This is a genomic window from Pseudomonas persica, assembly GCF_900291015.1.
Taxonomy (GTDB): domain Bacteria; phylum Pseudomonadota; class Gammaproteobacteria; order Pseudomonadales; family Pseudomonadaceae; genus Aquipseudomonas.
The window spans coordinates 235,974-261,468 of record NZ_OLKL01000010.1 but is presented as its reverse complement, the minus strand read 5'-3'; the positions used below and the strand labels follow the sequence as shown (position 1 = coordinate 261,468).

Here is a 25,495-nt window from a genome sequence, read left to right as displayed (position 1 = left end):
AACCGCATGCAAATGGAAATGCTTGGCAGTTGCAGCTGGCGGGGAAGACGAACGAGCGAAAAAAAACCTGAATCTATTTCGCGATTATTTCGCGCGAGCCATCTTCATGGGCCTTGATGGCCACCGGCAGGATGCTCGGCAAGGCGCGCAGCAGCGCGTCGGTGTCGTCGGTGCTGAAGGTGCTGGACAGCCGCAGTTGGGCGACTTTGCCGGGGGCGACCCGCAGCGGCTGGCTGCGGTAACGCGAAGCTTCTGCCACCACCTCGGCCAGGGTGGCGTTGTCGAACACCAGCCGGCCTTGGCGCCAGGCCGTCAGGGCATCGGTATTCACCGCATAGGGTGCGGCCACCTGGCCTTGTGCATCGATATGCGAGCCCTGGCCAGCCGTGAGCTGCGCCAGCGAGGCGCCCTTGCCCTGCACACGCACCGAGCCCTGCTCCACCGCCACGCGCGTGCTGGCCGGGTCCAGCCGGACATCGAAACGGGTACCGGTGACAGTCACGCTCCCCTGGGCGGTGTCGACCACGAACGGCCTGCCACTGTCATGGGCGACGGTGAACATCACTTCACCCGCCATCAGCCGGACATGCCGCTGGCCGGCGCTGAAGGCGACCTGCACTTGCGTACTGCCGTTGAGTTCAAGGTGCGAACCATCCGGCAGGTCAACCTGGCGGCGTTCGTTGAAGGCTGTCTGCAAACTGCCCTGGTGATTCAGTTGCTGGTAGTGCCAGCCACCCCAGCCCAGCCCCAACGCCAGTGCAGCCACACTGGCGGCCAAGGCCTGGCGCACAAAGCGTCGACGTGGCAACTGACGTACCGGGGCTGGCTGGCACAGCGCTTCCAGGCGCTGGCGGGGGATGAAGTCGGCGGCCTGCCACAGGCGGGCGAGCTGCTGGTACTCTTCACGGTGCCGTGCATCACCTTCCAGCCAGGCGTGCAGTTGCGCCTGCAGCACGGCATCGCGAGGCGCATCCTGCACGCGGGCAAACCATGCGGCCGCCTGCTCGCGGACGGTACCGGTACCGTGCTGTTTCATCGAAAAGGTCTCCTGACTCATCATGCCGACACATCCAGGTGCTCACGCAGATGCCGGAGCGTGCGGATCATATACTTTTCGACCATGTTCTTGCTCAACCCCATGCGCTCGGCGATCTCGGCCTGGGTCAGGCCTTCGAGCTTCTGCCAGATGAACACCTGCCGGCAATTGAGCGGCAGTTCGGCCAGCGCCCGCTCGACCCTGTCGGCCAGCTCCAGCGCATGCACGTAGGCCTCGGGGTCGCCATTACCGGCCACGCCTTCATCGAAGGCTTCCAGCTCCAGGGCCTGGCGGCGGTCCTCGCGACGGAAACCGTCCACGGCAATGTTGCGCGCGGTCTGGTGCAGGTAGGCGCGGGGCTGCTCAACCTGCTCGCGCGGGTTTTCCAGTACCCGGACAAAGGCATCGTGGGTGAGGTCCTCGGCCTGCGGTCGACTGCGCAACTTGCGCGTCCAGGTGCCGATCAGCTCGTGGTAGTGGTCGAGGAAGCCTTTGGGTCCGGACACGGTCGGGGTCATCAGGGAGGCGGACAAGGGTGCGAATAGTAATGTTTCTCATCAAAACCGGCAATTCCGCCAGTCGGTAACAAAAAATTTATTGTCTTTTTCATGGACGGCAGTGCCAGGGAAATGTGGCCATAAATATGAACACCTGAGGCCCCTTCGCGGGCACGCCCGCTCCCACAGGAGTGGCGAGATGCCTGTGGGAGCGGGCGTGCCCGCGAAGGGGCCAACGCGGTCCATTCCACTATTTTTTACGCTTGAAACACGCTGGGGAACATCAACCGGTCACACGAGTCGGTTATTCAAATGGCTGGTCGTCGATCCACGTCGATCACGCCCGGATTGCCTGTTGATTCTGCATTCTTCACGCCCTAAAGTGCGCGCCGAACGTCCATGCTGGAAACGATCCATCCGGCTCAAGTACTGAGTAGGCGAACCAAAGTGGGGATACGGAGGACGTTCAGTTTGCAGCCACTTAATCTTTCAGTTTGCCCATGGAGTCCCTGAGCATGTCGATCCAGGTCGAAGACTATTTCGCGCGTGACACCTTCCAGAAAATGAAGGCGTTCGCCGACAAGCAGGAAACCCCGTTCGTACTCATCGATACCCAGATGATCAGCCAGGCCTATGACGACCTGCGTGCTGGTTTCGAATTCGCCAAGGTGTACTACGCGGTCAAGGCCAACCCGGCCGTCGAGATCATCGACCTGCTCAAGGAAAAAGGTTCGAGCTTCGACATCGCCTCGATCTACGAGCTGGACAAGGTGCTGGGCCGCGGTGTAACCGCCGACCGCATCAGCTACGGCAACACCATCAAGAAGTCCAAGGACATCCGCTACTTCTACGAGAAGGGCGTGCGCCTGTATGCCACCGACTCGGAAGCCGACCTGCGCAACATCGCCAAGGCCGCGCCGGGCTCGAAAGTGTACGTGCGTATCCTCACCGAAGGCTCGACCACTGCCGACTGGCCGCTGTCGCGCAAATTCGGCTGCCAGACCGACATGGCCATGGACCTGCTGATCCTCGCCCGCGACCTGGGCCTGGTGCCTTACGGCATTTCCTTCCATGTTGGCTCGCAGCAGCGCGACATCAGCGTATGGGACGCCGCCATCGCCAAGGTCAAGGTGATCTTCGAGCGCCTGAAGGACGAAGACGGCATCGAGCTGAAGCTGATCAACATGGGTGGCGGCTTCCCGGCCAACTACATCACCCGGACCAACAGCCTGGAAACCTACGCCGAAGAGATCATCCGCTTCCTGAAGGAAGACTTCGGTGACGACCTGCCGGAAATCATCCTCGAGCCGGGCCGTTCGCTGATTGCCAACGCCGGTATCCTGGTCAGCGAAGTGGTACTGGTTGCACGCAAGTCGCGCACCGCTGTCGAGCGCTGGATCTACACCGACGTGGGCAAGTTCTCCGGCCTGATCGAAACCATGGACGAAGCCATCAAGTTCCCGATCTGGACCGAGAAGAAAGGCGAGGCCGAAGAAGTGGTCATCGCCGGCCCGACCTGCGACAGCGCCGACATCATGTACGAAAACTACAAGTACGGCCTGCCGCTGAACCTGGCCATCGGCGACCGCCTGTACTGGCTGTCGACCGGTGCCTACACCACCAGCTACAGCGCAGTGGAATTCAACGGCTTCCCGCCGCTGAAGGCTTACTACCTGTAATGCACAACGGGGCCGCAAGGCCCCGTTTTCATTTGTGCTTTGCTGTACCGGCCTCTTCGCGGGCACGCCCGCTCCCACAGGTACAGCGCAGCCTCAAGCCTTGTCCAGACCCTGTGGGAGCTGGCTTGCCGGCGATAGGGCCAGCACAGGCGACATCAGGCTTCGCGCCGCTCGATCTCCTCGGCATACCGCGCCGCAAAGGCCATCAATACCGGCCCCGCCCCCTGCAAGCTCACCAGCGCACTGCGCAGGAAATTCATGTTCCCCTCGACCCGCGCCCGCTCCAGCCAAGGCCCGGCTTCCGCCACCTGCCCACGCTCGACCAGCACCAGCCCCAGGCTGAACATGCCGCGAAAGTCCCCCGCCTCGGCCGAACGCCGATACCAGCGCACCGCCCGTGTCGGGTTGGGCGCCGTGGCGATGCCTTGCTCCAGGTAACGCCCGTACAGGTTCATCGACTTGGCATGCCCCATGTGCGCCGCTTTCTCGTAGCACATCAGCGCCTGCGCCTGGTTGGCCGGTACGCCGCGCCCGGTGGCCAGCAGGTTGCCCAGGTTGTACAGCCCCCAGTCCAGCCCGGCATCGGCCGCACGCGCATAGTGAACGGCCGCCTGCGCCGGGCTTGGCTCACCGCCCCAGCCATGCTCCAGGCAACGCCCCAGCATGTTGTGCGCCATGGCACTGCCGCCCTGTGCGGCAATGCCGAACCAGCGCCTGGCCACGGCGGCATCCGCCTGAATACCACGCCCGTCGAGCAGGATCTGCCCCAGCAGCAACTGTGCCTCGACCGCGCCCTGCCCTGCCGCCGCCAGGATCGCCTGGGCAGCCTTGCCGGGGCTTTCTTCCAGCATGGCCTGCAAACCGGCCACATCCACCACTTCCTCACGCCGCAACTGATAGGACACGGCTCAGACCTCGGCCCAGCGGCGCAGCAGGTTGTGGTAGGTGCCGGTCAGCTGTAGCAATGATGGATGGTCCGGCACATCGGCAGTCAGTTGCTGGATGGCATTGTCCATTTCGAACAGCAACGCCCGCTGGCTGTCCTCGCGCACCAGGCTCTGGGTCCAGAAGAACGCGGCGTAACGCTGGCCACGGGTTACCGGGTTGACCTTGTGCAGGCTGGTGCCTGGGTACAGCACCAGGTCACCAGCGGCCAGCTTGACCTGCTGCACGCCATAGGTGTCCTGGATCACCAATTCGCCGCCGTCGTAGCTGTCCGGCTCGCTGAGGAACAGCGTGGAGGACAGGTCGGTACGCACCCGCTCCGGGCTGCCCTTGGGCTGGCGCAGGGCGTTGTCGATGTGGAAGCCGAAATTGCCCCCTTCGCGGTAGCAGTTGATCAGCGGCGGGAACACCTTGTGCGGCAAGGCTGCGGACATGAAGCGCGGGTTCTGCCACAAACGGTCGATCAGCGCACTGCCGATCTCCTTGGCCAGCGGGTGCCCTTCCGGCAGCTGCAGGTTGTGCTTGGCCCTGGCCGACTGGTAGCCGGCGGTGATCTTGCCGTCGGCCCAGTCGGCCTGCTCCAGCGCCTCGCGGATACGGGCCAGTTCATCGGCGTCGAACAGGCCGGGGATGTGAAGCAGCATGGCGGCAGCACCGTCAGAAAATGTAAGGCGCCAATGATATTGATTCCCTTTTGCGCTTCACAAGCCCCATTCGCCGCTTAAGACGTTTCAGCGTGATGAAACCGTAAAGGCAAATTGTAAAGAATGTAAATTCTTCGCGAATGGTAATGCATCTCAATTGTGAGTCAAAATAGCTTGCATTAAGATCCGCGGCCTTAACACCTTGGGGAAGGTCCTAAGCAATGCGCCAGTACGTACCATCTGCAGTGAGTTCACCACGCCTGATCGTGTCAGCCATCGGTGTCGCCCTCAGCGCCTCATCGGCCTACGCCGCCGACCCGGCCGCCAGCAGCGCGATCACCCTCGACGCCACCAGCGTCAACGGCAAGGCTGAACAGGCCAGCACCGATTACAAGGTCGACAAGGCCTCCTCGCAGAAGTACACCGCGCCGCTGGTAGACACCCCGCGCTCGGTCACCGTAATCCCGCAGCAAGTGATCAAGGACACCAGCGCCCTGACCCTGCAGGACGCCCTGCGCACCGTGCCGGGCATCACCATGGGTGCCGGCGAAGGTGGCAACCCGTCCGGCGATCGCCCATTCATCCGTGGCTTCGACAGCCAAGGCTCGATGTACCTGGACGGCGTGCGCGATACCGGTTCGCAAACCCGCGAAATCTTCGCCATCGAATCGGTGGAAGTGGCCAAGGGCCCGAATTCCTCGATCGCTGGCCGTGGCGCTGCCGGTGGCACCATCAACATGGTCAGCAAGCGTGCGCACCTGGGCAATTCGCTCGACGGTGCCTGGACCTGGGGCAGCGATCAGACCCAGCGCTACACCCTGGATGGCAACTATCAGTTCAGCGACAGCGTCGCCGGCCGCCTGAACCTGATGACCCATAAAAGCAACGTCGCCGGCCGCGATGAGGTCAACTACGACCGCTGGGGCGTGGCACCTTCGCTGGTGTTCGGTCTGGGCACCGATACCCGCGTGAGCCTTGACTACTACCACATGGAAAGCGACGACCTGCCGGATTCGGGTATTCCCTATAGCCTGCGCTCCGGCAGCTCGGCCGCTCGCACCTCGGCCAACCCGGACAAGCCGACCCACGGTGGTGGTGGCAGCAGCAATTACTACGGCCTAGTCGGCCGCGACTTTTCCAAGAGCCGCGCAGATATTTCGACCATCAGCATCGAGCATGACCTGAGCGACGCGCTGACCATCAAGAACACCTTGCGCCATGGCAATACGCTGCAGGACTACATCTACAGCCAGCCAGACGACAGCAAGGGCAACATCCTCAACGGTGAAGTCTGGCGTCGCCCGAACAATCGCGTAGCCAATACCCGCACGACCACCAACCAGACCGACCTGTATGGTGATTTCTACGTTGGTGGCCTGAAGAACAGCTTCTCCAGCGGTATCGAACTCAGCCGGGAAACATCGGTGAAATCGGGCTATGACGTCACCGGTTTCGGCGCTGGCAACTGCTCGAGTGCAACAGGCCAGATCTCCGGTGTCTGCACCTCGTTCCCGAACCCCAATCCGCATGAACAGTGGGATGGCACCATCAGCCGCACCGAAGCCGGTGCCGATACTGCTGGCAACACGCGCGCCATCTACTTCACCGACACGCTGGAGCTCGACCCGGCCTGGTTGCTGACCATGGGCCTGCGTTACGACCACTTCGACACCAAGGCCAAGACCAAAGCGGCCAACGGCTCGACCAGCTTCAAGACCCAGGACACCAGTGAGTTTGTCACTGGCCAACTGGGCCTGACCTGGAAGCCTGCCGAGAACGGCAGCATCTATGTGTCCTATGCCACCTCCGCCACCCCGCCTGGTTACGCGCTCGGCGAAGGCTCCGACGGCAACGCGCTGGTCACGGCCACCACTACCAGCGAGCTGAAACCAGAACAGACCACCAACTACGAAATCGGTACCAAGTGGGATCTGCTCGACGAGCGCCTGGCGTTGACCGCAGCCATTTTCCGCACCGAGAAGGAAGACGCTCGTGTACTGGTGGATAACAACACCTACCAGAACATCGGCAAGACCCGTGTCGATGGCCTGGAGCTCAGCGCCAGCGGCAAGCTGACTGACGCCTGGCAAGTATTCGCCGGCTACAGCTACCTGGATGCCAAGCTCGTCGACGGCGGCGCGCAGCGGGTCGGCACGGTGTTCATCGATGGTTACAACGATGGCAACCAGTTGCCAAACACACCGAACCACAGCCTGACCCTGTGGACCACCTACAACGTCACGCCGAAGCTGACCCTTGGTGGTGGTGCCTTCTACGTCGATGAAGTGTTCGGCAACACCACCAACAGCGTGATGGTCGACTCGTACTGGCGCTACGACGCCATGGCCAGCTACAAGCTGACCAAGCACGTCGACCTGCAACTGAACGTGCAGAACCTCACCAATGAGGTCTATTACGACAAGGCCTACAGTGGGCACTATGCCAACCAGGCCGCCGGGCGGACTGCACTGTTGACCACCAGCTTCCACTTCTGATGTAGGGATGGGGTTGATCTGTTGAATGGGCTGCGCCTGTGCCGGCCCTTTCGCGGGTGAACCCGCTCCCACAGGTACTCCACTGGCCTCAGGTCCAGTGATATCTCTGTGGGAGCGGGTTCACCCGCGAAGAGGCCGGTACAGACATCACAAGCCTGACTGACTAGCCCACCCTGCCCCGTTCATTCCCGTGAGCGGGGCTTTTGCGTATCAGGGCATAATGCACACCGCGCAGTGTGCGGTAGAAACACAAGGTGATCATGTGGTGAAGAAGACGCTGTTCCAATTGCACTGGTTCTTTGGCATCACTGCTGGCCTGGTGCTGGCCTTGATGGGTATCACCGGGGCCCTGTACTCGTTTCAGGAAGAACTGCTGCGCGCGTTCAATGCCGATGTGCTCAAGGTAGAAGTCCGCGCCGAAGGCGTACTGCCGCCGGCCGAGCTGGTACGTCGGGTCGAGGCCCAGCAGCACGACAAGGTGGCGATGCTGTGGGTCGACGTGCACGAAGGCAACGCCGCACGAATCTCCTTCACCCCGCCACCGGGCGAGCGCCGCGGCCAGCTGCGCTTTGCCGACCCGTATACCGGCGAGCTAAAGGGTGAAGTGACCGGGCAAGGCTTCTTCAACCTCATGCTCAACCTGCACCGCTTCCTGGCCATGGGCGACAGCGGCCGGCAGATAACCGGTGCCTGCACCCTGATGCTGGTGTTTTTCTGCCTCTCCGGCCTGTACCTGCGCTGGCCGCGCAAGGCGCTGGACTGGCGCACCTGGCTGACCTTCGACTGGGCCAGGAAAGGCCGCGCTTTCAACTGGGACCTGCATGCCGTGGCCGGCACCTGGTGCCTGCTGTTCTACCTGCTGTTCGCCCTGACCGGGCTGTTCTGGTCCTACGAGTGGTACCGCGAGGGCCTGAACAAACTGCTGGCCGACGCACCGGCCGCTGGCCAGCAGCAAAAGCGCGGCGAAGGCCGTGGCCGCCACGGGCCGCAGAAAATCGACAAGAACGCCCCGCCGCTGGTGGTCGATTACGACGCAATCTGGGCCAACCTCAAGGACGCCGCCGGCCCGGGCCTGACCATGTACAACCTGCGACTGCCACCGGCGGGCGGCCAGCCGGCCAGGTTGTTCTACCTGCTGGACAACGCCGACCACCCACGTGCCTTCAACACCCTGATGCTGGACCCGGCCAGCGGCCAGGTGAAAAAACATGACCGCTACACCGACAAATCCTTCAAGGCCCAACTGCTGCAGAGCGTCTATGCCCTGCACGTCGGCGAATACTTCGGCCTGCCGGGGCGCATCATCGTCACCATCGCCAGCCTGAGCATGCCGCTGTTCTTCGTCACCGGCTGGCTGCTGTACCTCGACCGCCGCCGCAAGAAGCGCCAGGTGCGCGCCGCCCGTGGCAACGTCACCGGCAACACTGCCAGCAGCGACGGCTGGCTGATCGGCTTTGCCAGCCAGAGCGGCCTTGCCGAACAACTGGCCTGGCAGAGCGCCGGCCAGTTGCAGGCGGCCGGCCTGCCGGTGCAGGTACGTGCCCTGGCCGAACTGGGTGAACACGACCTGCGCCAGGCCCGCCGTGCGCTGTTCGTGGTCAGCACCTTCGGCGACGGCGAAGCCCCCGACAGCGCCCGCGCCTTCGAGCGCAAGGTGCTCGGCCAGCCTTGGGCGCTGCACAACCTCAGCTATGCCCTGCTCGCCCTCGGTGACCGCCAGTACCCGCACTTCTGCGGCTTCGCCCGCCGCTTGCAGGCATGGCTGGGTGAACGCGGAGCCAGCAGCGCGTTCAGCCCGGTGGAAGTGGACAACGCCGACCAGGCTGCACTGCAGCAGTGGCAGCAGGAACTGGCGCAACTGACTGGCGCCCAGCCAGTGGCCGCCTGGCAGCCGCCGAGTTTCGGCAACTGGTCGCTGGTGCGCCGCGAACTGCTCAACCCGGGCAGCCAGGGCCAGCCGGTGTACCTGCTCGGCCTGCGACCGCAAGAGCCCGCCAGCTGGGAAGCTGGCGACCTGGTGGAGATCCTGCCGCTCAACGGCCCGCCAAGGATCGACGCCTTCCTCGATGGCATGGCGCTGGACGCCGGGGCCAAGGTGCACGTGAATGGCCTGGGCGAAACCCTCGCCCAGGCCCTGGTTGGCCGGCAGTTGCCGACCCGTCGCGATCACCTGATCGGCTTGCAGCCGCAAGCGCTGGTCGACGCACTGGTGCCGATCGGCAGCCGCGAGTACTCGATCGCCTCCATCGCCAGCGATGGCGTACTGGAGCTGATCGTGCGCCAGGAACGCCACGCCGATGGCAACCTGGGCCTGGGTTCCGGCTGGCTGACCGAGTACCTGCCGCTGAACGGTACGCTGAGCCTGCGCTTGCGGCGCAACAGCAGCTTCCACCTGCCGGAAAGCGCTGCACCACTGGTACTGATCGGCAACGGCACCGGCCTGGCCGGCCTGCGCAGCCTGCTTCGCGCGCGGGTCAGTGCAGGCGAGCAGCGTAACTGGCTGCTGTTCGGCGAGCGTAACCGCGCACATGACCTGCTGTGTGGTGAGGAACTGCAAGGCTGGCTGGACAGCGGCGACCTGGCACGCCTGGACCTGGCGTTTTCGCGGGATCAGGCCGACAAGGTGTATGTGCAGGATGTGTTGCAGCAGCAAGCTCAAGAGCTCAAGCGCTGGGTCGCGGATGGCGCCTGTGTGTATGTCTGCGGCAGCCTGCAAGGGATGGCTGCCGGGGTGGATGCGGCGCTCAACGGCATCCTCGGGGAAGCGGAAGTACAGCAGCTGATCGAGGACGGGCGGTATCGGCGGGATGTGTACTGATCGGAAACTGATGTAACCAGCACCGGCCTCTTCGCGGGTAAACCCGCTCCCACAGGGTCCTCACAGATTTTGATACTGTGCAGTACCTGTGGGAGCGGGTTTACCCGCGAAGAGGCCGGTACAGGCTGTCAGTGCAACTCGAAGGTATCGGCATCCAGGTTGGCCGGGAACTTGGCCCGGTATGCCGCCAGCTCCGCCGCGCTCAACACCGCGGTGAACACCCCGTCCGCCTCCCCGGCGCTGAGCAGGCTCTCGCCCTGGAAGTCCAGCACCTGGCTGTCGCCGGAATAGGCAAAGCCCTTGCCGTCGGTGCCCACCCGGTTCACCGCCGCCACATAGCACAGGTTCTCGATACCCCGCGCCGGCAACAGGCGGTTCCAGTGCTGGCGGCGCGCAGCCGGCCAGTTGGCGGTGTACAGCAACAGGTCGGTGTCCTGGGCATCGCGGCTCCACACCGGGAAGCGCAGGTCGTAGCAGATCAACGGGCGAATCCGCCAGCCGTTGAGCTCGAACTGCACCTGGCGCTCACCCGGGGTGTAATGCTTGTGCTCACCGGCCATGCGGAACAGGTGGCGCTTGTCGTAGTGCAGGATCTCGCCATCCGGCCGCGCCCACAGCAGGCGGTTGCGGTGGCTGCCATCGGCGGCCTGGATGATCACGCTGCCAGTAATTACCGTGTTGTACTTCTTCGCCTGGGCCTTCAGCCATTTGTAGGTCGGGCCATTCTCTGGCTCGGCCAGGCTCTCGGACTGCATCGAGAAGCCGGTGGTGAACATTTCCGGCAAAATCACCAGGTCCACTGCGCCCACCTGCTCCAGCAGCACTTCGAAGTGCGCATAGTTGGCTTCGCGGTCGTGCCAGGCCAGGGTGGTCTGCACCAGGGCGACTTTCAGGTTCGGCAGTTCACTCAGATCGCGCATAGTCTTTCCGCTGCCTGACGCAGCGTCTCCTCTCGTTTGGCAAAGCACAGGCGGACCAGGCGTTGCTTGGGGATGGGTTGCTGGTAGAACACCGACACCGGGATGCTCGCCACCCCGTGCTCACGGGTCAGCCACAGCGACATGTCGACATCGTTCAGGTCCGGGCGGATCTGCGAATAGTCCACCAGCTGGAAATAGGTACCCGCCGTGCGGTTGAAACGGAATCGTGAGCCCTCCAGCAAGCCGCAGAACAAGTCACGCTTGGCCTGGTAGAAAGCCGGTAGTTCATCGATATGCTCGGGGTGCTCGGCCATGAAATCGGCCAGGGCGCACTGTAGCGGGGTCACGCCGCAGAAGTTGACGTACTGGTGCACCTTGCGCAGCTCGGCGCTCAGCGCCGGCGGGGCAATCACGTAGCCGGTCTTCCAGCCGGTGACGTGGTAAGTCTTACCGAACGAGCTGACCACGAAGGCACGTTGGTACAGCTGCTCGTGAGCCAGCACGCTGGCGTGGCGCACGCCGTCGTAAACCAGGTGTTCGTAGACTTCATCGCTGACCAGGTAGATATCGCGATCGGCGATAAGCGCGGCCAACTGCTCGAGGTCTTCGCGGGTAATCAGCGCACCGCTGGGGTTGTGCGGCGAATTGAGGATGACCATGCGCGTGCGCGGGCCGAGGGCATCGCTGAATTTCTGCCAGTCGATGCGGAAATCGCCGTCGCTCAACTGCACATGCACGCAGCGGCCACCGGCCAGCTCCACGGACGGCTCGTAGCTGTCGTAGCACGGGTCGAAGACAATTACCTCGTCACCGGCATGCACCACCGCCTGAATGGCACAGAATATCGCCTCGGTGGCACCTGGGGTGATGGTCACTTCCTGATCGGCATCCACCTGTGCGCCATACAGCCGCGCAACCTTGGCCGCCACCTGCTGACGCAGGGCCGGCAGGCCGGTCATCGGCGAATACTGGTTATGCCCGGCGGCCACATGCCGGCCTACTGCATCGAGCAGCGCCTGCGGGCCGTTGAAGTCGGGGAAACCTTGCGACAGGTTGAGCGCGCCAGTCTGCACGGCTAGCTGGGACATGGTGGTAAAGATGGTCGTGCCGACATTCGGCAGTTTGCTGCGAATCATGGAGCCCTCTTTCCTGGGGTGTATCCGGCACGGGGTGGAGTCCGAGCATAGCGGATCGAGCGGTCAGGAAAAAGGTTGAAACAATAGGGGGATTTGCGCTGGATCAAAGGGCCTGTTCGCGGGTAAACCCGCTCCCACAGGTACTGCACAGCATTCGAAAACTGTGTGGGACCTGTGGGAGCGGGTTTACCCGCGAAGAAGCTGATGCGGAATCAGCGCTTGTCGCGGCGCTTCTTCTCGGCCTTCTTGTGGTGCGACATCAGGCGGCGCTTCTTGTTGACCTGGCGGTCGGTGAGGGTGTTCTTCTTGCCCTCGTACGGGTTCTCACCGCCCTTGTACTCGATGCGGATCGGCGTACCGACCAGCTTGAGGACGCGGCGGTAGGTGTTCTCCAGGTAACGCGAGTACGACTTCGGAATCTTGTCGGTCTGGTTGCCGTGGATCACGATCAGCGGCGGGTTGGCACCGCCGAGGTGGGCATAGCGCAGCTTGATGCGGCGGCCGTTGACCAGCGGTGGCTGGTGCTCGCTCACGGCATCTTCGAGGATCTGCGTCAGGCGGCTGGTCGGCCAGCGGGTGACCGCCGACTTGAACGCGGCCTGTACCGACTTGTACAGGTGGCCCACGCCGGTGCCGTGCAGGGCGGAGATGAAGTGGATGTCGGCAAAATCGACGAAGAACAGCCGGCGCTCCAGCTCGGTCTTCACGTAGTCACGCTCGCCCGGCGCCATGCCGTCCCACTTGTTCAGGGCGATGACGATGGCGCGGCCGGCTTCCAGGGCGAAGCCCAGCAGGTTCAGGTCGTGGTCCACCACACCTTCGCGGGCGTCCATGACGAAGATCACCACGTTGGCGTCCTTGATCGCCTGCAGCGTCTTCACCACCGAGAACTTCTCGACTTCCTCGTGGATCTTGCCGCGCTTGCGCACGCCGGCGGTGTCGATGAAGGTGTACTTCTCGTCATCGCGCTCGAACGGGATGTAGATACTGTCGCGGGTAGTGCCCGGCTGGTCGTACACCACCACGCGCTCTTCGCCGAGCATGCGGTTGACCAGGGTCGACTTGCCGACGTTGGGGCGGCCGATGATGGCGATCTTGATGCCATCCTTCTCGCTCGGGCCCGGGATGCGCACCGCTTCTTCGCCTTCGGCGACTTCGGCATCCAGCGCTTCCTCGACCTGGTCGCGCGGCAGGTGGCCGAGCACGGCCTCCATCAGCGCATTGATGCCGCGGCCCTGGGAGCCGGCCACCGGGATGGCGTTGCCCATGCCCAGCGGCGAGAACTCGGCGCGGGCGACGTCGGCGTCGATGTTGTCGATCTTGTTGGCAACCAGGATCGCTTCCTTGTTCCGCTTGCGCAGGTGCTCGGCGATCATCTGGTCGGCGGCGGTCATGCCGGCACGGGCATCGACCAGGAACAGCACATAGTCGGCTTCTTCGATGGCCATGAGCGACTGCTCGGCCATTTTCTCGTCCATGCCCACTTCGTCACCGGTGATACCCCCGGTGTCGATCAGGATGAAGGAACGACCCTGCCAGCTGGCATCACCGTACTGGCGATCACGGGTCAGGCCCGAGAGGTCACCGACGATGGCATCGCGGGTCTTGGTCAGGCGGTTGAACATGGTGGATTTGCCGACGTTCGGGCGGCCCACCAGGGCGATTACGGGAACCATTCGGCTCTCCACTCTTGAATTCTTGAAAATGCAAAGGCCGCTGCAAGGCAGCGGCCGGAGTTCGGGCGGCGTGTCCTACGCCGCGGCTTGAAGCCCGCCAAGGCTTCAAGCATAGCTTCAGCGGATGGTCAGTGCCTCGAGCTTGCCGCTGTTGCCAAAGACGTAGATGGTGTCGCCGACCACAAGTGGGCGGGCACGCAGGCCATCGCTGTCGATACGTTCACGGCCAACGAAGCGGCCATCGACCTGGCTCAGCAGGTGCAGATAGCCCTCGAAGTCACCCACCGCCACGTAGCTGGAGAACACCTCAGGCGCAGTCAACTGGCGGCGAGCCATGGTGTCGTTGGTCCACAGGGCGCTGGACGAGCGCTCGTCGACGCTTTCGACAGTACCCGAAGCTTCGCTGACGTAGACGTTGCCGAAGCCCTGGGCGACACCCACGTAGCTGGAGGCATCACGCTGCCACAGCACGCGGCCGCTTTCCAGGTCCAGGCCCGCGACACGGCCCTGGTAAGTGCTGACGTACAGGGTACCACCAGACAGCAGCAGGCCGCCGTCGATATCGACCACACGGTCCAGCTCGGAACGCCCCTGCGGAATCGCCACACGGCTTTCCCACACAGGAACACCGTTGTTGATGTCCACCGCCACTACCTTGCCGGTGGACAGGCCAGCGACGGCCAGGCGGTTGGTGGCGATCGGCGCACCGGTACCACGCAGCGTCAGCACGGCCGGGGTGTTTTCGTAGATCCAGCGGCGGTCACCAGTGGCGGCATCCAGGCCGATCAGGCGATCGTCCTGGGTCTGCACCACCACCACATCACCGTTGTTGGCAGGCGGGGCCAGCACTTCGCTGGTCACGCGGGAGCGCCAGCGCTCCTCACCGGTGCTGGAGTCCAGGGCGATGACTTCACCCTTGAGGGTGCCGATCATGACCAGGCCGTAGCCCACGCCGACAGCGCCGGACACCGGCAGTTCGAGGTCCTGCTTCCACACCACGTCGCCGGTGATGCGGTCGAGGGCAAAGACTTCGCCGTTGACGTCGGAGGCGTAGATACGGTCGTTCTCGATGGCCGGTACCAGGGTGTTGTAGGTCTCACCCTGGCCGTCACCGATCGAACGGCTCCACTGCTTCTTCAGCACCACTTCCTCGGTGAACTTGGTCAGCTCGGCCGGGGGCAGTTCCTTCTTGCTGTTGCTGCTGCAACCTGCGGCCAGTACGGCCAGGGTCAGCACTGCTGCATGTTTCCAACCGATCACTTACGCGTCCCCTTTGGCCAAGTCATCCAGCTTCAATTGCAGGCCACCGACCGCCGCCTCATCGGACAGCGCAGCCTTGGCTTTCTCGTAAGCGCTGTGCGCGTCGTCGGCGCGCCCCAGTTGCACCAACAGGTCGCCTTTCAACTCTTCACGGCTGGCCAGGAAGGCTTTGTCGGCATCGCCGTCGAGCAGCTTGAGGGCATCCTCGGCCTTGTTCTGGGCGGCCAGAACACGCGCCAGGCGCTGCCGCGAAATTTCGCCCAGGGTGGCATCGGCCGGTTTGTCCAGCACGCCCTTCAGCTCGGCAGCAGCGTCGTCGAGCTTGCCGCTCTCGACTGCAACCTTGGCCACGAACAGGCTGCCGTACTGGGCGTAGGCGGTACCGCCGAACTCGCTCTTGAGCTTGCCGGCCAGTTCCGCGACCTTGGTCGCGTCAGGCTGGCCAGTCGGCGTCAGGCTGGTCTCCAGCAAGGCCTGATACAGCTGCGAGGCACCTTGCGACTGATTGTTCTGGTACTTGTGCCAGGTATTCCAGCCCAACACCACCACGCCAGCCAGCAGGGCACCGGTCAGCAGCGGCTTGCCGTTGCGGTTCCACCAGTCCTTGACCCCTGCCAGTTCATCATCGGTACTCGACACCCCAATACTCCTTTTCGCCTATTCGCTTGTTGAACCGCGTTACGCCTGCGCGATCGCGGTTTCCAGGTGCTCAGCCAGAGCATCCCAGGCAATGTTCTGTTGTTCGCCCTGACCACGCAGGGGCTTGAAGCCGATCTCTTGCCTGGCCAGTTCGTCGTCGCCGAGGATCAGGGCGAACAACGCGCCGCTCTTGTCGGCTTTCTTGAACTGGCTCTTGAAGCTGCCACCACCGGCGTTGACAGCCAGGCGCAGGCCCGGCAGGCGGTCGCGCAGGCCTTCGGACAGGCGCAGGCCGGCCAGTTCCGCCTGGTCGCCAAAAGCGCACAGGTAGACGTCGATCTGGCGGCTGATGGACTCGGGCACCTTGCCCAGGGTTTCCAGCAGCAGGATCAGGCGCTCGATGCCCATGGCGAAACCGACGCCCGGGGTCGGCTTGCCGCCCATCTGCTCGACCAGGCCGTCGTAGCGGCCACCGGCGCAGACAGTGCCCTGGGCGCCGAGCTGGTCGGTGACCCACTCGAACACGGTCTTGCTGTAGTAGTCCAGGCCACGCACCAGCTTGGTGTTGATCACGAACGGGATGCCGGCAGCGTCCAGGCGGGCCTTGAGGCCCTCGAAGTGCACGCGCGATTCTTCGTCCAGGTAGTCTTCCAGCTTCGGCGCACCGACCAGCACCGCCTGGGTGTTCTGGTCCTTGCTGTCGAGGATGCGCAGCGGGTTGCTCTTCAGGCGGCGCTGGCTGTCTTCGTCCAGTTGCTCCAGGCGCGCCGAGAGGAACTCGACCAGCGCGTCACGGTAGCGAGCACGGGCTTCGCTGGTGCCCAGGCTGTTGAGTTCCAGCTTGACCGCGTCCTGGATGCCCAGCAGGCCCCACAGGCGCCAGGTCAGCATGATCAGCTCGGCGTCGATGTCCGGGCCGTCCAGGTTGAACACTTCCACGCCAATCTGGTGGAACTGCCGGTAGCGGCCCTTCTGCGGGCGCTCGTGGCGGAACATCTGGCCGATGTACCACAGTTTCTGCACCTGGCCGTTGCCGGTGATGCCATGCTCGAGCACGGCACGCACGCAGGCGGCGGTGCCTTCGGGGCGCAGGGTCAGCGAATCGCCGTTGCGGTCCTCGAAGGTGTACATCTCTTTTTCGACGATATCGGTCACTTCACCGATGGAGCGCTTGAACAGCTCGGTGAACTCGACGATCGGCGTGCGGATCTGGCTGTACCCGTAGGTGTCCAGCAGGCCGGCCACGGTGCCTTCGAAGTAGCGCCACAGCGGCGACTGTTCTGGCAGGATGTCGTTCATGCCACGAATGGCTTGCAGCGATTTGCTCACGAAAAGTCCTTACGAATTCTGTGTGTCAGCCACGGACGATCAGCGCCGCGTCGGCTTCGGCCTTTTCGGCCGCTTTCTGGCGGATGAGTTTTTCCAGCTCATCGACCAGGTTGTCATTGGTCAGCTTCTGCGCCGGCTTGCCGTCGATGTAGATCAGGTTCGGCGTACCGCCAGTCAGGCCGACATGAGCCTCCTTGGCTTCACCCGGGCCGTTGACCACGCAACCGATCACCGCTACGTCCAGCGGCACCAGCAGGTCTTCCAGGCGCCCTTCCAGCTCGTTCATGGTCTTGACCACATCGAAGTTCTGCCGCGAGCAGCTCGGGCAGGCGATGAAGTTGATGCCGCGCGAGCGCAGGTGCAGCGACTTGAGGATGTCGTAGCCGACTTTCACTTCTTCGACCGGGTCGGCCGCCAGCGAGATACGGATGGTATCGCCAATGCCTTCGGCCAGCAGCATACCGAGGCCGACAGCGGATTTCACCGTCCCCGACCGCAGGCCACCGGCTTCGGTGATGCCCAGGTGCAGCGGCTGCACGATCTGCCTGGCCAGCAGGCGGTAGGCTTCGACGGCCATGAACACATCGGAGGCCTTGACGCTGACCTTGAAGTCCTGGAAGTCCAGGCGGTCGAGGTGCTCGACGTGGCGCAGGGCCGACTCGACCAGCGCCGCCGGGGTAGGCTCGCCGTACTTTTTCTGCAGGTCCTTTTCCAGGGAACCGGCGTTGACGCCGATACGGATCGGGATGCCGCGGTCGCGGGCGGCATCGACCACCGCGCGCACACGGTCTTCACGGCCGATGTTGCCCGGGTTGATCCGCAGGCAGTCGACGCCCAGTTCGGCCACGCGCAGGGCGATCTTGTAGTCGAAGTGGATGTCGGCAACCAGCGGCACGCTGACCTGCTGCTTGATGCGGCCGAAGGCCTCGGCGGCGTCCATGTCCGGCACCGAGACACGCACGATGTCCACGCCGGCATCGACCAGGCGCTGGATTTGCGCCACGGTGGCGGCCACATCGTTGGTGTCGGTGTTGGTCATGCTCTGCACCGCGATGGGGGCATCACCACCCACCGGCACATTGCCGACCCAGATTTTGCGGGATTCGCGACGTTTGATCGGAGATTCACCGTGCATGACTTACTGTCCCAACTTCAGGCGAGCGGTCTCGCCACTGGTGAACGGGGCAACATCGACGGCCTGGCCGTTGTAGCTGACCTGGGCACCACGGGCAAAGCCCAGGCGTACCGAGAACGGCGGCTTGCCGGTCAGCTCGAGGTTGTCCCCCTTGCGCTTGATGGCGCTGAACAGCACCTTGCCGTTGCCGTCGGTGACCTGGGTCCAGCAATCGGCGACGAACTGGATGGCGACCTTGGCGCTACCAGCCGGCACTGCGGCTGGCGCGACAGGCTCGGCGGCGGCCACGGCCGCTGCAGGCGTAGCGGGTGCAACGGCCGCCGGGGCCGGGGCTACCGGGGCTACCGGCGCAGGCGCGACAGCAGGGGCGCTGGCAACCGGTGGCACAGGCGCCTGCGGGGCCGGCGCTGGCACTGCGGTGGCGGCAGGTGCCGGGCTTGCCGCTGCCTGTTCGGCGGCGGCTGGCTGCCCGGCAGCGCCCTGCTCCAGCGGCAGCGGCGCGCTCTCGGGCTGCTGGCCAGCGGAAACAGCCTGGTCTTCAGGCTCATCGAGCGGGTGAATCTGGGTGGTACCGTCGGCGCTTTCGACTTCGACGTGCTCCAGGGCAATCTTGGCCAGGTCCTTGCCACGCAGGCTGCCCTGGTCCTGCCACCAGACGAAGCCGCCACCGACCACCGCCACCAGCAGCAGCAGGCTGACGCCGCGCAGGATATTGTGCGACAGGCGCACCGGCTCTTCGATACGGCCCAGCGAGTGCACGTCGCTGCCTTGGGCGTGAGTGCCGGTATAACGGTCGAAGGCCTCCACCAGGGCTGCCTGGTCCAGATCCATCAGCTTGGCATAGGCGCGGATATAACCACGGGCGAAGGTATGCCCCGGCAGCTTGTCGAAGGCGCCGGTTTCCACGTGGTTCAACGAACTGACAGTGAGGTTGAGCTTGCAGGCCACCTCGGCTTGTGACCAGTCCCGGTTCTCACGGGCCTGGCGCAAAAGCTCACCGGGGTTCTGGCCAGGCGCTACTGCTACTTCGGGATGCGCGGCTTTCATCGTTGCTCCGACAGGTATTGCTGATATTCCGGCGTACCGGGATAAAGTCGTTGTAATTGCTGGCCCAGCTCGGCCAGTGTGCCCTGCTCGTCGAATACCCGGGCAAGGCGGCTACCCAGCAGCAGGCTACGGGCATCATGATCGCTCAACTGGCTGAAACGATCGTAGTAGTCCCGGGCCGGCACATAATGCCTGTTTTCGTAGGACAACTCAGCCATTTCCAGCAACGCTTTCGGTTGCCGCTGGTTGAGTTGCAAAGCTTTCAGCAGATACGCCTGCGCCTGGTCGCGGCGCTCGAGCTTCAGGGCGGTCAGGCCCAGATTCTCGTACACGCGTGAGCGCTCAGGATACAGGGTATCGGCGCTGGCCAGGCGAAACATCTGCTCGGCCTCGGCAAATCGCCCCTGAGCATAAAGGAAACTGCCGTAATTGTTGCGAATTCGCGTGTCGCCCGTGCGTGCCTGCAGCGCCTTGCGAAAGTGCGCTTCGGCCAGCGCCGGCTCGCCTTCGGCCTGGAATACCAGCGCCAGGGCAGCGTGCGCATCGGGATCAGCGCCATCCAGGGCCATGGCCTTGCCCAGCGCCGCCTTGGCCTGCTCGGTCAAACCTTGTTGCAAATAACCCAGCCCAAGCTGCACATAGGCCCGCCCCGCCTCTGCCCTGCCCTGGCGGCTGGCCAGGGGGTCGCCCGTGCCGCCCGACACGCAGCCGGCCAGCAGCGAAAGCGCAAGGATCGACAGCGCGGCGCGCAGGCTCATGGGCAAGGTCCCGGTCAGTGGCTGGCGGGGCTGTCTTGCAGCTCGACGTCCGCAGACAGCTGGCGTACGGCGATGTAGCGCTCGCTGCGGCGGGTGCGGTCGTTGACCTGGCCGACCAACTGGCCACAGGCGGCGTCGATGTCATCACCACGGGTGGTGCGGGTGGTGACATTGAAGCCACCGTGGTGCAACAGGTCCTGGAAGCGGCGAATGGCGTTGTTGCTCGGCCGCTCGTAGCCCGAGTGCGGGAACGGGTTGAACGGGATCAGGTTGATCTTGCACGGCACGTCGCGCAGCAGCTCAATCATTTGCGCCGCATGCTCAGGCTGGTCGTTGACGTCCTTGAGCAGGGTGTACTCGATGGTCAGCACGCGCTTGCCACCCAAGGTGGCCATGTAGCCCATGCACGATTCCAGCAGCATCTTCAGCGGGTACTTCTTGTTGATCGGTACCAGCTTGTTGCGCAGTTCGTCGTTCGGTGCGTGCAGCGACAGCGCCAGCGACACGTCGATGTGCTTGGCCAGCTCGTCGATCATCGGCACCACGCCCGAGGTGGACAGGGTGACGCGACGCTTGGAAATGCCATAGCCCAGATCTTCCATCATGATCTTCATGGCGGCGATGACATTGTCGAAATTCAGCAGGGGTTCGCCCATGCCCATCATGACCACGTTGGTAATGGCGCGGTCGATCTTGGCCGGGACGGTCCCGAAGGATTTGTTGGCAAGCCACACCTGGCCGATCACTTCGGCGGCGGTGAGGTTGCTGTTGAAGCCTTGCTTGCCGGTGGAGCAGAAGCTGCAGTCCAGGGCACAGCCGGCTTGCGACGACACGCACAGGGTGCCGCGATCGTCGGTGGGGATGTAGACGGTTTCGACGCAGCTGCCGGAGGCAACGCGGACCACCCACTTGCGGGTACCGTCGGCGGAAATGTCTTCACTGACCACTTCCGGGCCCCGAATCTCGGCAACGGCCTCGAGCTTTTCGCGCAAGGCCTTGCCGACATTGGTCATGGCGGCGAAATCGTCGACGCCATAGTGGTGAATCCATTTCATGACCTGACCGGCACGAAAACGCTTCTCTCCGATCGACTCGAAGAATTTTTCCATTTCCTGCAGGGTCAGGCCCAACAGGTTGATCTTGCCAGTCATGTCACTCATGGAATCACCCAAGACCTGCTTCGCTTAGCGAATGCGGTCGCACAGCTCGGTAGCGGAGAAGAAGTAAGCGATTTCGCGGGCAGCCGAAGCTTCCGAGTCGGAACCGTGAACAGCGTTTTCGTCGATGGAAACGGCGAAGTCAGCACGGATGGTGCCGGCAGCAGCTTCTTTCGGGTTGGTGGCGCCCATCAGCTCGCGGTTGGCCAGAACGGCGTTTTCGCCTTCCAGAACCTGAACGATGACCGGACCGGAAGTCATGAAGGCAACCAGGTCAGCGAAGAAGCCGCGCTCTTTGTGCTCGGCGTAGAAGCCTTCGGCTTCGGCTTTGGACAGTTGCTTCATTTTCGAAGCGACGACGCGCAGGCCGGCTTTCTCGAAACGAGTGGTGATCTCGCCGATGACGTTCTTGGCAACGGCGTCAGGCTTGATGATGGAGAAAGTACGTTGAACAGCCATGGAAAACTCCAGAAAAATGAGTGTTGCGAAAAATTAAACCCGCGAATTATACGCGGGTTCCAGGGGATTGCCTAACCTGCAGGACGCGTTCAGTCGGCTTCTTCGATCCAGGCCGCCTGGATGGCCTCGAGCACTTTCTCACCGCCGCGTGATGGATCGTCGCTGAATTCTGGCAAGGCCAGCACCCAGCGGTGCAGATCGACGAAATTCACATAACGAGGATCGACGTCCGGCTGGCTTTCTGCAAGCTGGATGGCGATCTCAGGTACATCAATCCATTTCAGGCTCATGGGGCAAACCTCAGTGCGGCGCTTCGGCGGCGTGGTTGAGCGAATACTTGGGGATCTCGATGACCAGGTCCTGGTCAGCGACAACCACCTGGCAGCCGAGGCGCGATTGAGCCTCCAGGCCCCAGGCCTTGTCCAGCATGTCCTCTTCCAGCTCGTCGGCTTCTTCCAGCGAGTCGAAACCCTTGCGGATGATGCAGTGGCAGGTGGTACAGGCCTTGACGCCGCCGCAGGCGCTTTCCATCTCGATGTGATGGTCGTGGGCCAGTTCCAGGACGTTGGTCCCGGGCTCGACTTCCACGGTCAGCCCTTCGGGGCAGAACTTCTCGTGCGGCAGGAATGTCACCAGCGGCATCGGTTACTCCTCGATCTCATTCAGGTTGCGCCCGGCCAGTGCGGCTTTGACCGTCGAATCAAGGCGACGGGCGGCAAATGCGTCGGTCACCTGCGACAGACGCTTGGTCTGTTGCTCGATGGCTGCGCCATCGGTGCCGGCCAGCAAATCACGTAGTTCTTGCATCTGGAATTCGATGGCGGCGCGCTCGTCACTGCTGAGCAGGCGCTCACCGTCGGCGTCCAGGGCGCCCTGTACCGCTTCGAGCAGGCGCTCGCCGTCCACCTGGTGCTCGCGCAACTGGCGGGCCTGCTTGTCGGAACCTGCGTGTTCGAAGGAGTCCTTGAGCATGCGGGCGATTTCGCCGTCGGTCAGGCCGTAGGACGGCTTGACCTGGATGCTGGCTTCCACGCCCGAGCCCAGCTCGCGGGCGGCGACGCCGAGCAGGCCGTCGGCGTCGACCTGGAAGGTGACGCGGATTTTCGCCGCACCGGCGACCATGGCCGGGATGCCACGCAACTCGAAGCGCGCCAGCGAGCGGCAGTCGCTGATCAGCTCGCGCTCGCCCTGCAGGACGTGGATCATCATGGCCGTCTGGCCATCTTTATAGGTGGTGAACTCCTGGGCACGCGCCACCGGGATCGTGGTGTTGCGCGGGATCACCTTCTCCATCAGCCCGCCCATGGTCTCAAGACCAAGCGACAGCGGGATGACATCCAACAGCAGCAGCTCGCCACCTTCGCGGCGGTTGCCGGCCAAGGTATCGGCCTGGATGGCAGCACCGATGGCCACCACCTGGTCGGGGTCGATCGAGGTCAGCGGGGTGCGCCCGAACAGCGCACCGACGGCTTCACGCACACGCGGGACGCGGGTCGAACCACCGACCATGACCACGGCGCTGACCTCTTCCAGCTCGATACCGCTGTCACGCACGGCGCGGCGGCAGGCTTTGAGGCTGCGGGCAACCATGGGCTCGATCATGGCTTCGAAGCCGGCGCGGCTCAGCTCGCCCTGCCAGGTGCCATGGCTGACACGGACCACGTCGGCGTCGGTCAGGGCTTCCTTGGCGGCGCAGGCGGTTTGCAACAGCGCGCGCTGGGTGGCCGGGTCCAGGTCGGACGACAGACCGGCCTGTTCGATGATCCAGCCGGCAATGGCGTGGTCGAAGTCATCACCGCCCAGGGCCGTATCGCCACCGGTGGCCAGCACTTCGAATACGCCGGCAGTCAGGCGCAGGATGGAAATGTCGAAAGTACCGCCACCCAGGTCATAGATGGCCACCACGCCTTCGGCGTTCTGGTCCAGGCCATAGGCCACGGCAGCGGCAGTCGGCTCGTTGAGCAGGCGCAACACGTTCAGGCCGGCCAGGCGCGCAGCGTCCTTGGTGGCCTGGCGCTGGGCATCGTCGAAATAGGCCGGCACGGTGATCACCGCCCCCACCAGCTCACCGCCGAGGGTGGCTTCGGCACGCTCGCGCAGCACCTTGAGGATATCGGCGGACACTTCCACCGGGCTTTTCGGCCCCTGCACGGTGTCGATGAACGGCATGTGCGACTCACCGCCAACGAAGCGGTACGGCAGCTGCTCGCCCAGCTGCTTGACGTCGGCCAGGCCGCGCCCCATCAGGCGCTTGACCGACAGCACGGTGTTCAGCGGGTCGCTGGAAGCGGCATCGCGTGCAGCCTGCCCCACTTCGTTGCGCCCTTCGAGGTAGCGCACCGCGGACGGCAGAATGACATTGCCCTGCGCGTCGGGCAGGGGCTCGCTACGGCCGCTGCGTAGTGCGGCGACCAGGGAGTTGGTGGTACCCAGGTCGATCCCCACCGCCAGGCGGCGCTGGTGCGGCTGAGGGCTTTGACCGGGTTCGGCAATCTGCAGTAGGGCCATGCTTATCTGAATACCTTAGGTGCCATCACGGGCAGCACCGGGTTAATCGTCGAGGCGCTCTTCCAGTTGGCGCACTTCTTGGGCGAGCTTGTCGAGGAACTGCATGCGGCGCATCAGGCGTTCGGCCTTGTCGCGCTCGCCGGGGGCGTCCCAGCAGGCGGCAAAGTCCTCGTTCAGCGTGTCCTGGGCGACCTTCAGGCGCTTCTTGAACACGGCCACGCCAGCGAGGTCGGCTTCGTCCTGCAGCTCTTCGAGCTCTTCGCGCCACTGCATCTGCTGCAACAGGAAGTCCGGGTCATGGACCGTGACCTCCTGGGGCACTTCATGGCCGCCGATGGCCAGCAGGTAGCGGGCCCGACGCGGCGCACTGCGCAGGGTCTGGTAGGCGTCGTTGAGGGCTGCAGACTTCTCCAGCGCCACGCGCTGCTCGCGCTCGGAGGCGTCGGCAAAGCGATCGGGATGGACTTCGCGGGCCAGCTCGCGATAGCGAGTGGCCAGCTTGTCGAGATCCAGGCGGAAGCTTGGCTGGAGGTCAAACAATGCGAAATGACAAGGAGTACCCACAGCCAGCCTCAAACGTTGAAGCTTTCGCCGCAGCCACACTCACCGCGCACGTTGGGGTTGTTGAACTTGAAGCCTTCGTTCAACCCTTCCTTGACGAAGTCCAGTTCGGTGCCATCGAGGTACACCAGGCTCTTGGGATCAATGATCACCTTGACGCCATGGTTCTCGAACACCTGGTCTTCGTCCGCCAGCTCGTCGACGAACTCCAGCACGTAGGCCAGGCCCGAGCAACCGGTGGTGCGCACGCCCAGGCGAATGCCTTCGCCCTTGCCGCGCCCTTCCAGGGAACGCCGCACGTGGTTGGCGGCGGCTTCTGTCATGCTGATAGCCATCAGGACTCCTTACCTCGCAACAGGCGACTTAGATCAAGCCTTTTTTCTGCTTGTAATCGCGTACGGCTGCCTTGATGGCATCTTCGGCGAGTACCGAGCAGTGGATCTTGACCGGCGGCAACGCCAGTTCCTCGGCCAGCTGGGTGTTCTTGATGGTTTCGGCTTCGTCCAGGGTCTTGCCCTTCATCCACTCGGTGGCGAGGGAGCTGGAAGCGATGGCCGAACCGCAGCCGTAGGTCTTGAACTTGGCGTCTTCGATCACGCCCTGCTCGTTGACCTTGATCTGCAGGCGCATCACGTCACCGCAGGCCGGAGCGCCGACCATGCCGGTACCGACGTCCGGGTCCTCGGCGTTCATCTTGCCGACGTTGCGCGGGTTTTCGTAGTGGTCGATGACCTTTTCACTGTATGCCATGGTGCAATTCCTTCCTCATCAGGGAGCCGCTCTTGCCGGCGACTGC

Annotated in this window: 24 protein-coding genes; 3 read left to right on the top strand and 21 right to left on the bottom strand. The window is 63.6% G+C overall.

Annotated features, from left to right (window positions below):
- Positions 1-73: 73 nt before the first annotated feature.
- The gene (locus tag FQ664_RS04990; RefSeq protein WP_144170654.1) at positions 74-1,036 is read right to left on the bottom strand and encodes a FecR family protein; all 963 of its coding nucleotides are present in this window, start codon (positions 1,034-1,036) and stop codon (positions 74-76) included.
- 20 nt (positions 1,037-1,056) lie between these two features.
- Entirely contained in the window at positions 1,057-1,554 is a 498-nt protein-coding gene (locus FQ664_RS04985) for a sigma-70 family RNA polymerase sigma factor (RefSeq protein ID WP_144170653.1), read from the bottom strand.
- Between the two features lie 494 nt (positions 1,555-2,048).
- On the opposite strand from FQ664_RS04985, the gene FQ664_RS04975 reads away from it, so the two are divergent.
- The gene (locus FQ664_RS04975) at positions 2,049-3,212 is read left to right on the top strand and encodes a type III PLP-dependent enzyme (RefSeq protein WP_144170652.1); all 1,164 of its coding nucleotides are present in this window, start codon (positions 2,049-2,051) and stop codon (positions 3,210-3,212) included.
- A gap of 155 nt (positions 3,213-3,367) precedes the next feature.
- On the opposite strand, the gene FQ664_RS04970 is transcribed toward FQ664_RS04975, so the two are convergent.
- The gene (locus tag FQ664_RS04970) at positions 3,368-4,117 is read right to left on the bottom strand and encodes a tetratricopeptide repeat protein (RefSeq protein WP_144170651.1); all 750 of its coding nucleotides are present in this window, start codon (positions 4,115-4,117) and stop codon (positions 3,368-3,370) included.
- A gap of 3 nt (positions 4,118-4,120) precedes the next feature.
- Positions 4,121-4,801 (bottom strand): Fe2+-dependent dioxygenase, encoded by a 681-nt coding sequence (locus tag FQ664_RS04965; RefSeq protein ID WP_144170650.1) that lies wholly within the window; start codon positions 4,799-4,801, stop codon positions 4,121-4,123.
- Positions 4,802-5,022: 221 nt separating this feature from the next.
- Here FQ664_RS04965 and FQ664_RS04960 point away from each other — a divergent pair, with 221 nt between their 5' ends.
- Both FQ664_RS04960 and FQ664_RS04955 read left to right on the top strand, forming a co-directional pair.
- Positions 5,023-7,296 (top strand): TonB-dependent receptor, encoded by a 2,274-nt coding sequence (locus FQ664_RS04960; RefSeq protein ID WP_144170649.1) that lies wholly within the window; start codon positions 5,023-5,025, stop codon positions 7,294-7,296.
- Positions 7,297-7,558: 262 nt separating this feature from the next.
- Entirely contained in the window at positions 7,559-10,114 is a 2,556-nt protein-coding gene (locus FQ664_RS04955) for a PepSY domain-containing protein (RefSeq protein ID WP_144170648.1), read from the top strand.
- A 128-nt stretch (positions 10,115-10,242) separates the two neighbouring features.
- Here FQ664_RS04955 and FQ664_RS04950 read toward each other — a convergent pair whose 3' ends face one another.
- The 17 genes from FQ664_RS04950 to iscU form a co-directional block, all read right to left on the bottom strand.
- Complete coding sequence (locus FQ664_RS04950; RefSeq protein WP_144170647.1) at positions 10,243-11,034, bottom strand: amidohydrolase; 792 nt, start codon at positions 11,032-11,034, stop codon at positions 10,243-10,245.
- Positions 11,022-12,170, bottom strand: coding sequence for a pyridoxal phosphate-dependent aminotransferase (locus FQ664_RS04945; RefSeq protein ID WP_144170646.1), 1,149 nt, complete (start codon positions 12,168-12,170; stop codon positions 11,022-11,024). The genes FQ664_RS04950 and FQ664_RS04945 overlap by 13 nt, the downstream gene beginning before the upstream one ends.
- 212 nt (positions 12,171-12,382) lie before the next feature.
- Positions 12,383-13,846, bottom strand: a complete 1,464-nt coding sequence (gene der / locus FQ664_RS04940; protein WP_144170645.1) for a ribosome biogenesis GTPase Der — start codon at positions 13,844-13,846, stop codon at positions 12,383-12,385.
- A 117-nt stretch (positions 13,847-13,963) separates the two neighbouring features.
- The gene (gene bamB / locus FQ664_RS04935; protein WP_144170644.1) at positions 13,964-15,106 is read right to left on the bottom strand and encodes an outer membrane protein assembly factor BamB; all 1,143 of its coding nucleotides are present in this window, start codon (positions 15,104-15,106) and stop codon (positions 13,964-13,966) included.
- Positions 15,107-15,745, bottom strand: a complete 639-nt coding sequence (locus FQ664_RS04930; RefSeq protein ID WP_085623884.1) for a tetratricopeptide repeat protein — start codon at positions 15,743-15,745, stop codon at positions 15,107-15,109.
- Positions 15,746-15,784: 39 nt separating this feature from the next.
- Entirely contained in the window at positions 15,785-17,074 is a 1,290-nt protein-coding gene (gene hisS / locus FQ664_RS04925) for a histidine--tRNA ligase (protein ID WP_144170643.1), read from the bottom strand.
- 25 nt (positions 17,075-17,099) lie between these two features.
- Entirely contained in the window at positions 17,100-18,209 is a 1,110-nt protein-coding gene (gene ispG, locus FQ664_RS04920) for a flavodoxin-dependent (E)-4-hydroxy-3-methylbut-2-enyl-diphosphate synthase (RefSeq protein WP_144170642.1), read from the bottom strand.
- Positions 18,210-18,212: 3 nt separating this feature from the next.
- Positions 18,213-19,256 carry a RodZ domain-containing protein gene (locus FQ664_RS04915; protein WP_144170641.1) on the bottom strand — a complete coding sequence of 348 codons (1,044 nt, stop codon included), beginning with the start codon at positions 19,254-19,256 and terminating at the stop codon, positions 18,213-18,215.
- Entirely contained in the window at positions 19,253-20,014 is a 762-nt protein-coding gene (pilW, locus tag FQ664_RS04910) for a type IV pilus biogenesis/stability protein PilW (RefSeq protein ID WP_144170640.1), read from the bottom strand. Before pilW ends, FQ664_RS04915 begins: the two co-directional genes overlap by 4 nt.
- Positions 20,015-20,028: 14 nt before the next feature.
- Positions 20,029-21,174, bottom strand: coding sequence for a dual-specificity RNA methyltransferase RlmN (rlmN, locus tag FQ664_RS04905; RefSeq protein ID WP_144170639.1), 1,146 nt, complete (start codon positions 21,172-21,174; stop codon positions 20,029-20,031).
- A 24-nt stretch (positions 21,175-21,198) separates the two neighbouring features.
- Positions 21,199-21,630: a nucleoside-diphosphate kinase gene (gene ndk, locus FQ664_RS04900; protein ID WP_023382208.1), complete on the bottom strand. Its 432-nt coding sequence runs from the start codon at positions 21,628-21,630 to the stop codon at positions 21,199-21,201.
- An 89-nt stretch (positions 21,631-21,719) separates the two neighbouring features.
- Positions 21,720-21,920 (bottom strand): Fe-S cluster assembly protein IscX, encoded by a 201-nt coding sequence (gene iscX / locus FQ664_RS04895; RefSeq protein WP_144170638.1) that lies wholly within the window; start codon positions 21,918-21,920, stop codon positions 21,720-21,722.
- Positions 21,921-21,930: 10 nt separating this feature from the next.
- On the bottom strand, positions 21,931-22,272 hold the full coding sequence (fdx, locus tag FQ664_RS04890) for an ISC system 2Fe-2S type ferredoxin (protein ID WP_144170637.1): 342 nt from the start codon (positions 22,270-22,272) through the stop codon (positions 21,931-21,933).
- A gap of 3 nt (positions 22,273-22,275) precedes the next feature.
- Positions 22,276-24,138 carry a Fe-S protein assembly chaperone HscA gene (hscA, locus tag FQ664_RS04885; protein ID WP_144170636.1) on the bottom strand — a complete coding sequence of 621 codons (1,863 nt, stop codon included), beginning with the start codon at positions 24,136-24,138 and terminating at the stop codon, positions 22,276-22,278.
- 42 nt (positions 24,139-24,180) lie between these two features.
- The gene (hscB, locus tag FQ664_RS04880) at positions 24,181-24,702 is read right to left on the bottom strand and encodes a co-chaperone HscB (RefSeq protein WP_144170635.1); all 522 of its coding nucleotides are present in this window, start codon (positions 24,700-24,702) and stop codon (positions 24,181-24,183) included.
- An 8-nt stretch (positions 24,703-24,710) separates the two neighbouring features.
- Positions 24,711-25,034 (bottom strand): iron-sulfur cluster assembly protein IscA, encoded by a 324-nt coding sequence (iscA, locus tag FQ664_RS04875; protein ID WP_003257854.1) that lies wholly within the window; start codon positions 25,032-25,034, stop codon positions 24,711-24,713.
- Between the two features lie 28 nt (positions 25,035-25,062).
- Positions 25,063-25,449, bottom strand: coding sequence for a Fe-S cluster assembly scaffold IscU (gene iscU, locus FQ664_RS04870; RefSeq protein WP_003248539.1), 387 nt, complete (start codon positions 25,447-25,449; stop codon positions 25,063-25,065).
- Positions 25,450-25,495: the final 46 nt, after the last annotated feature.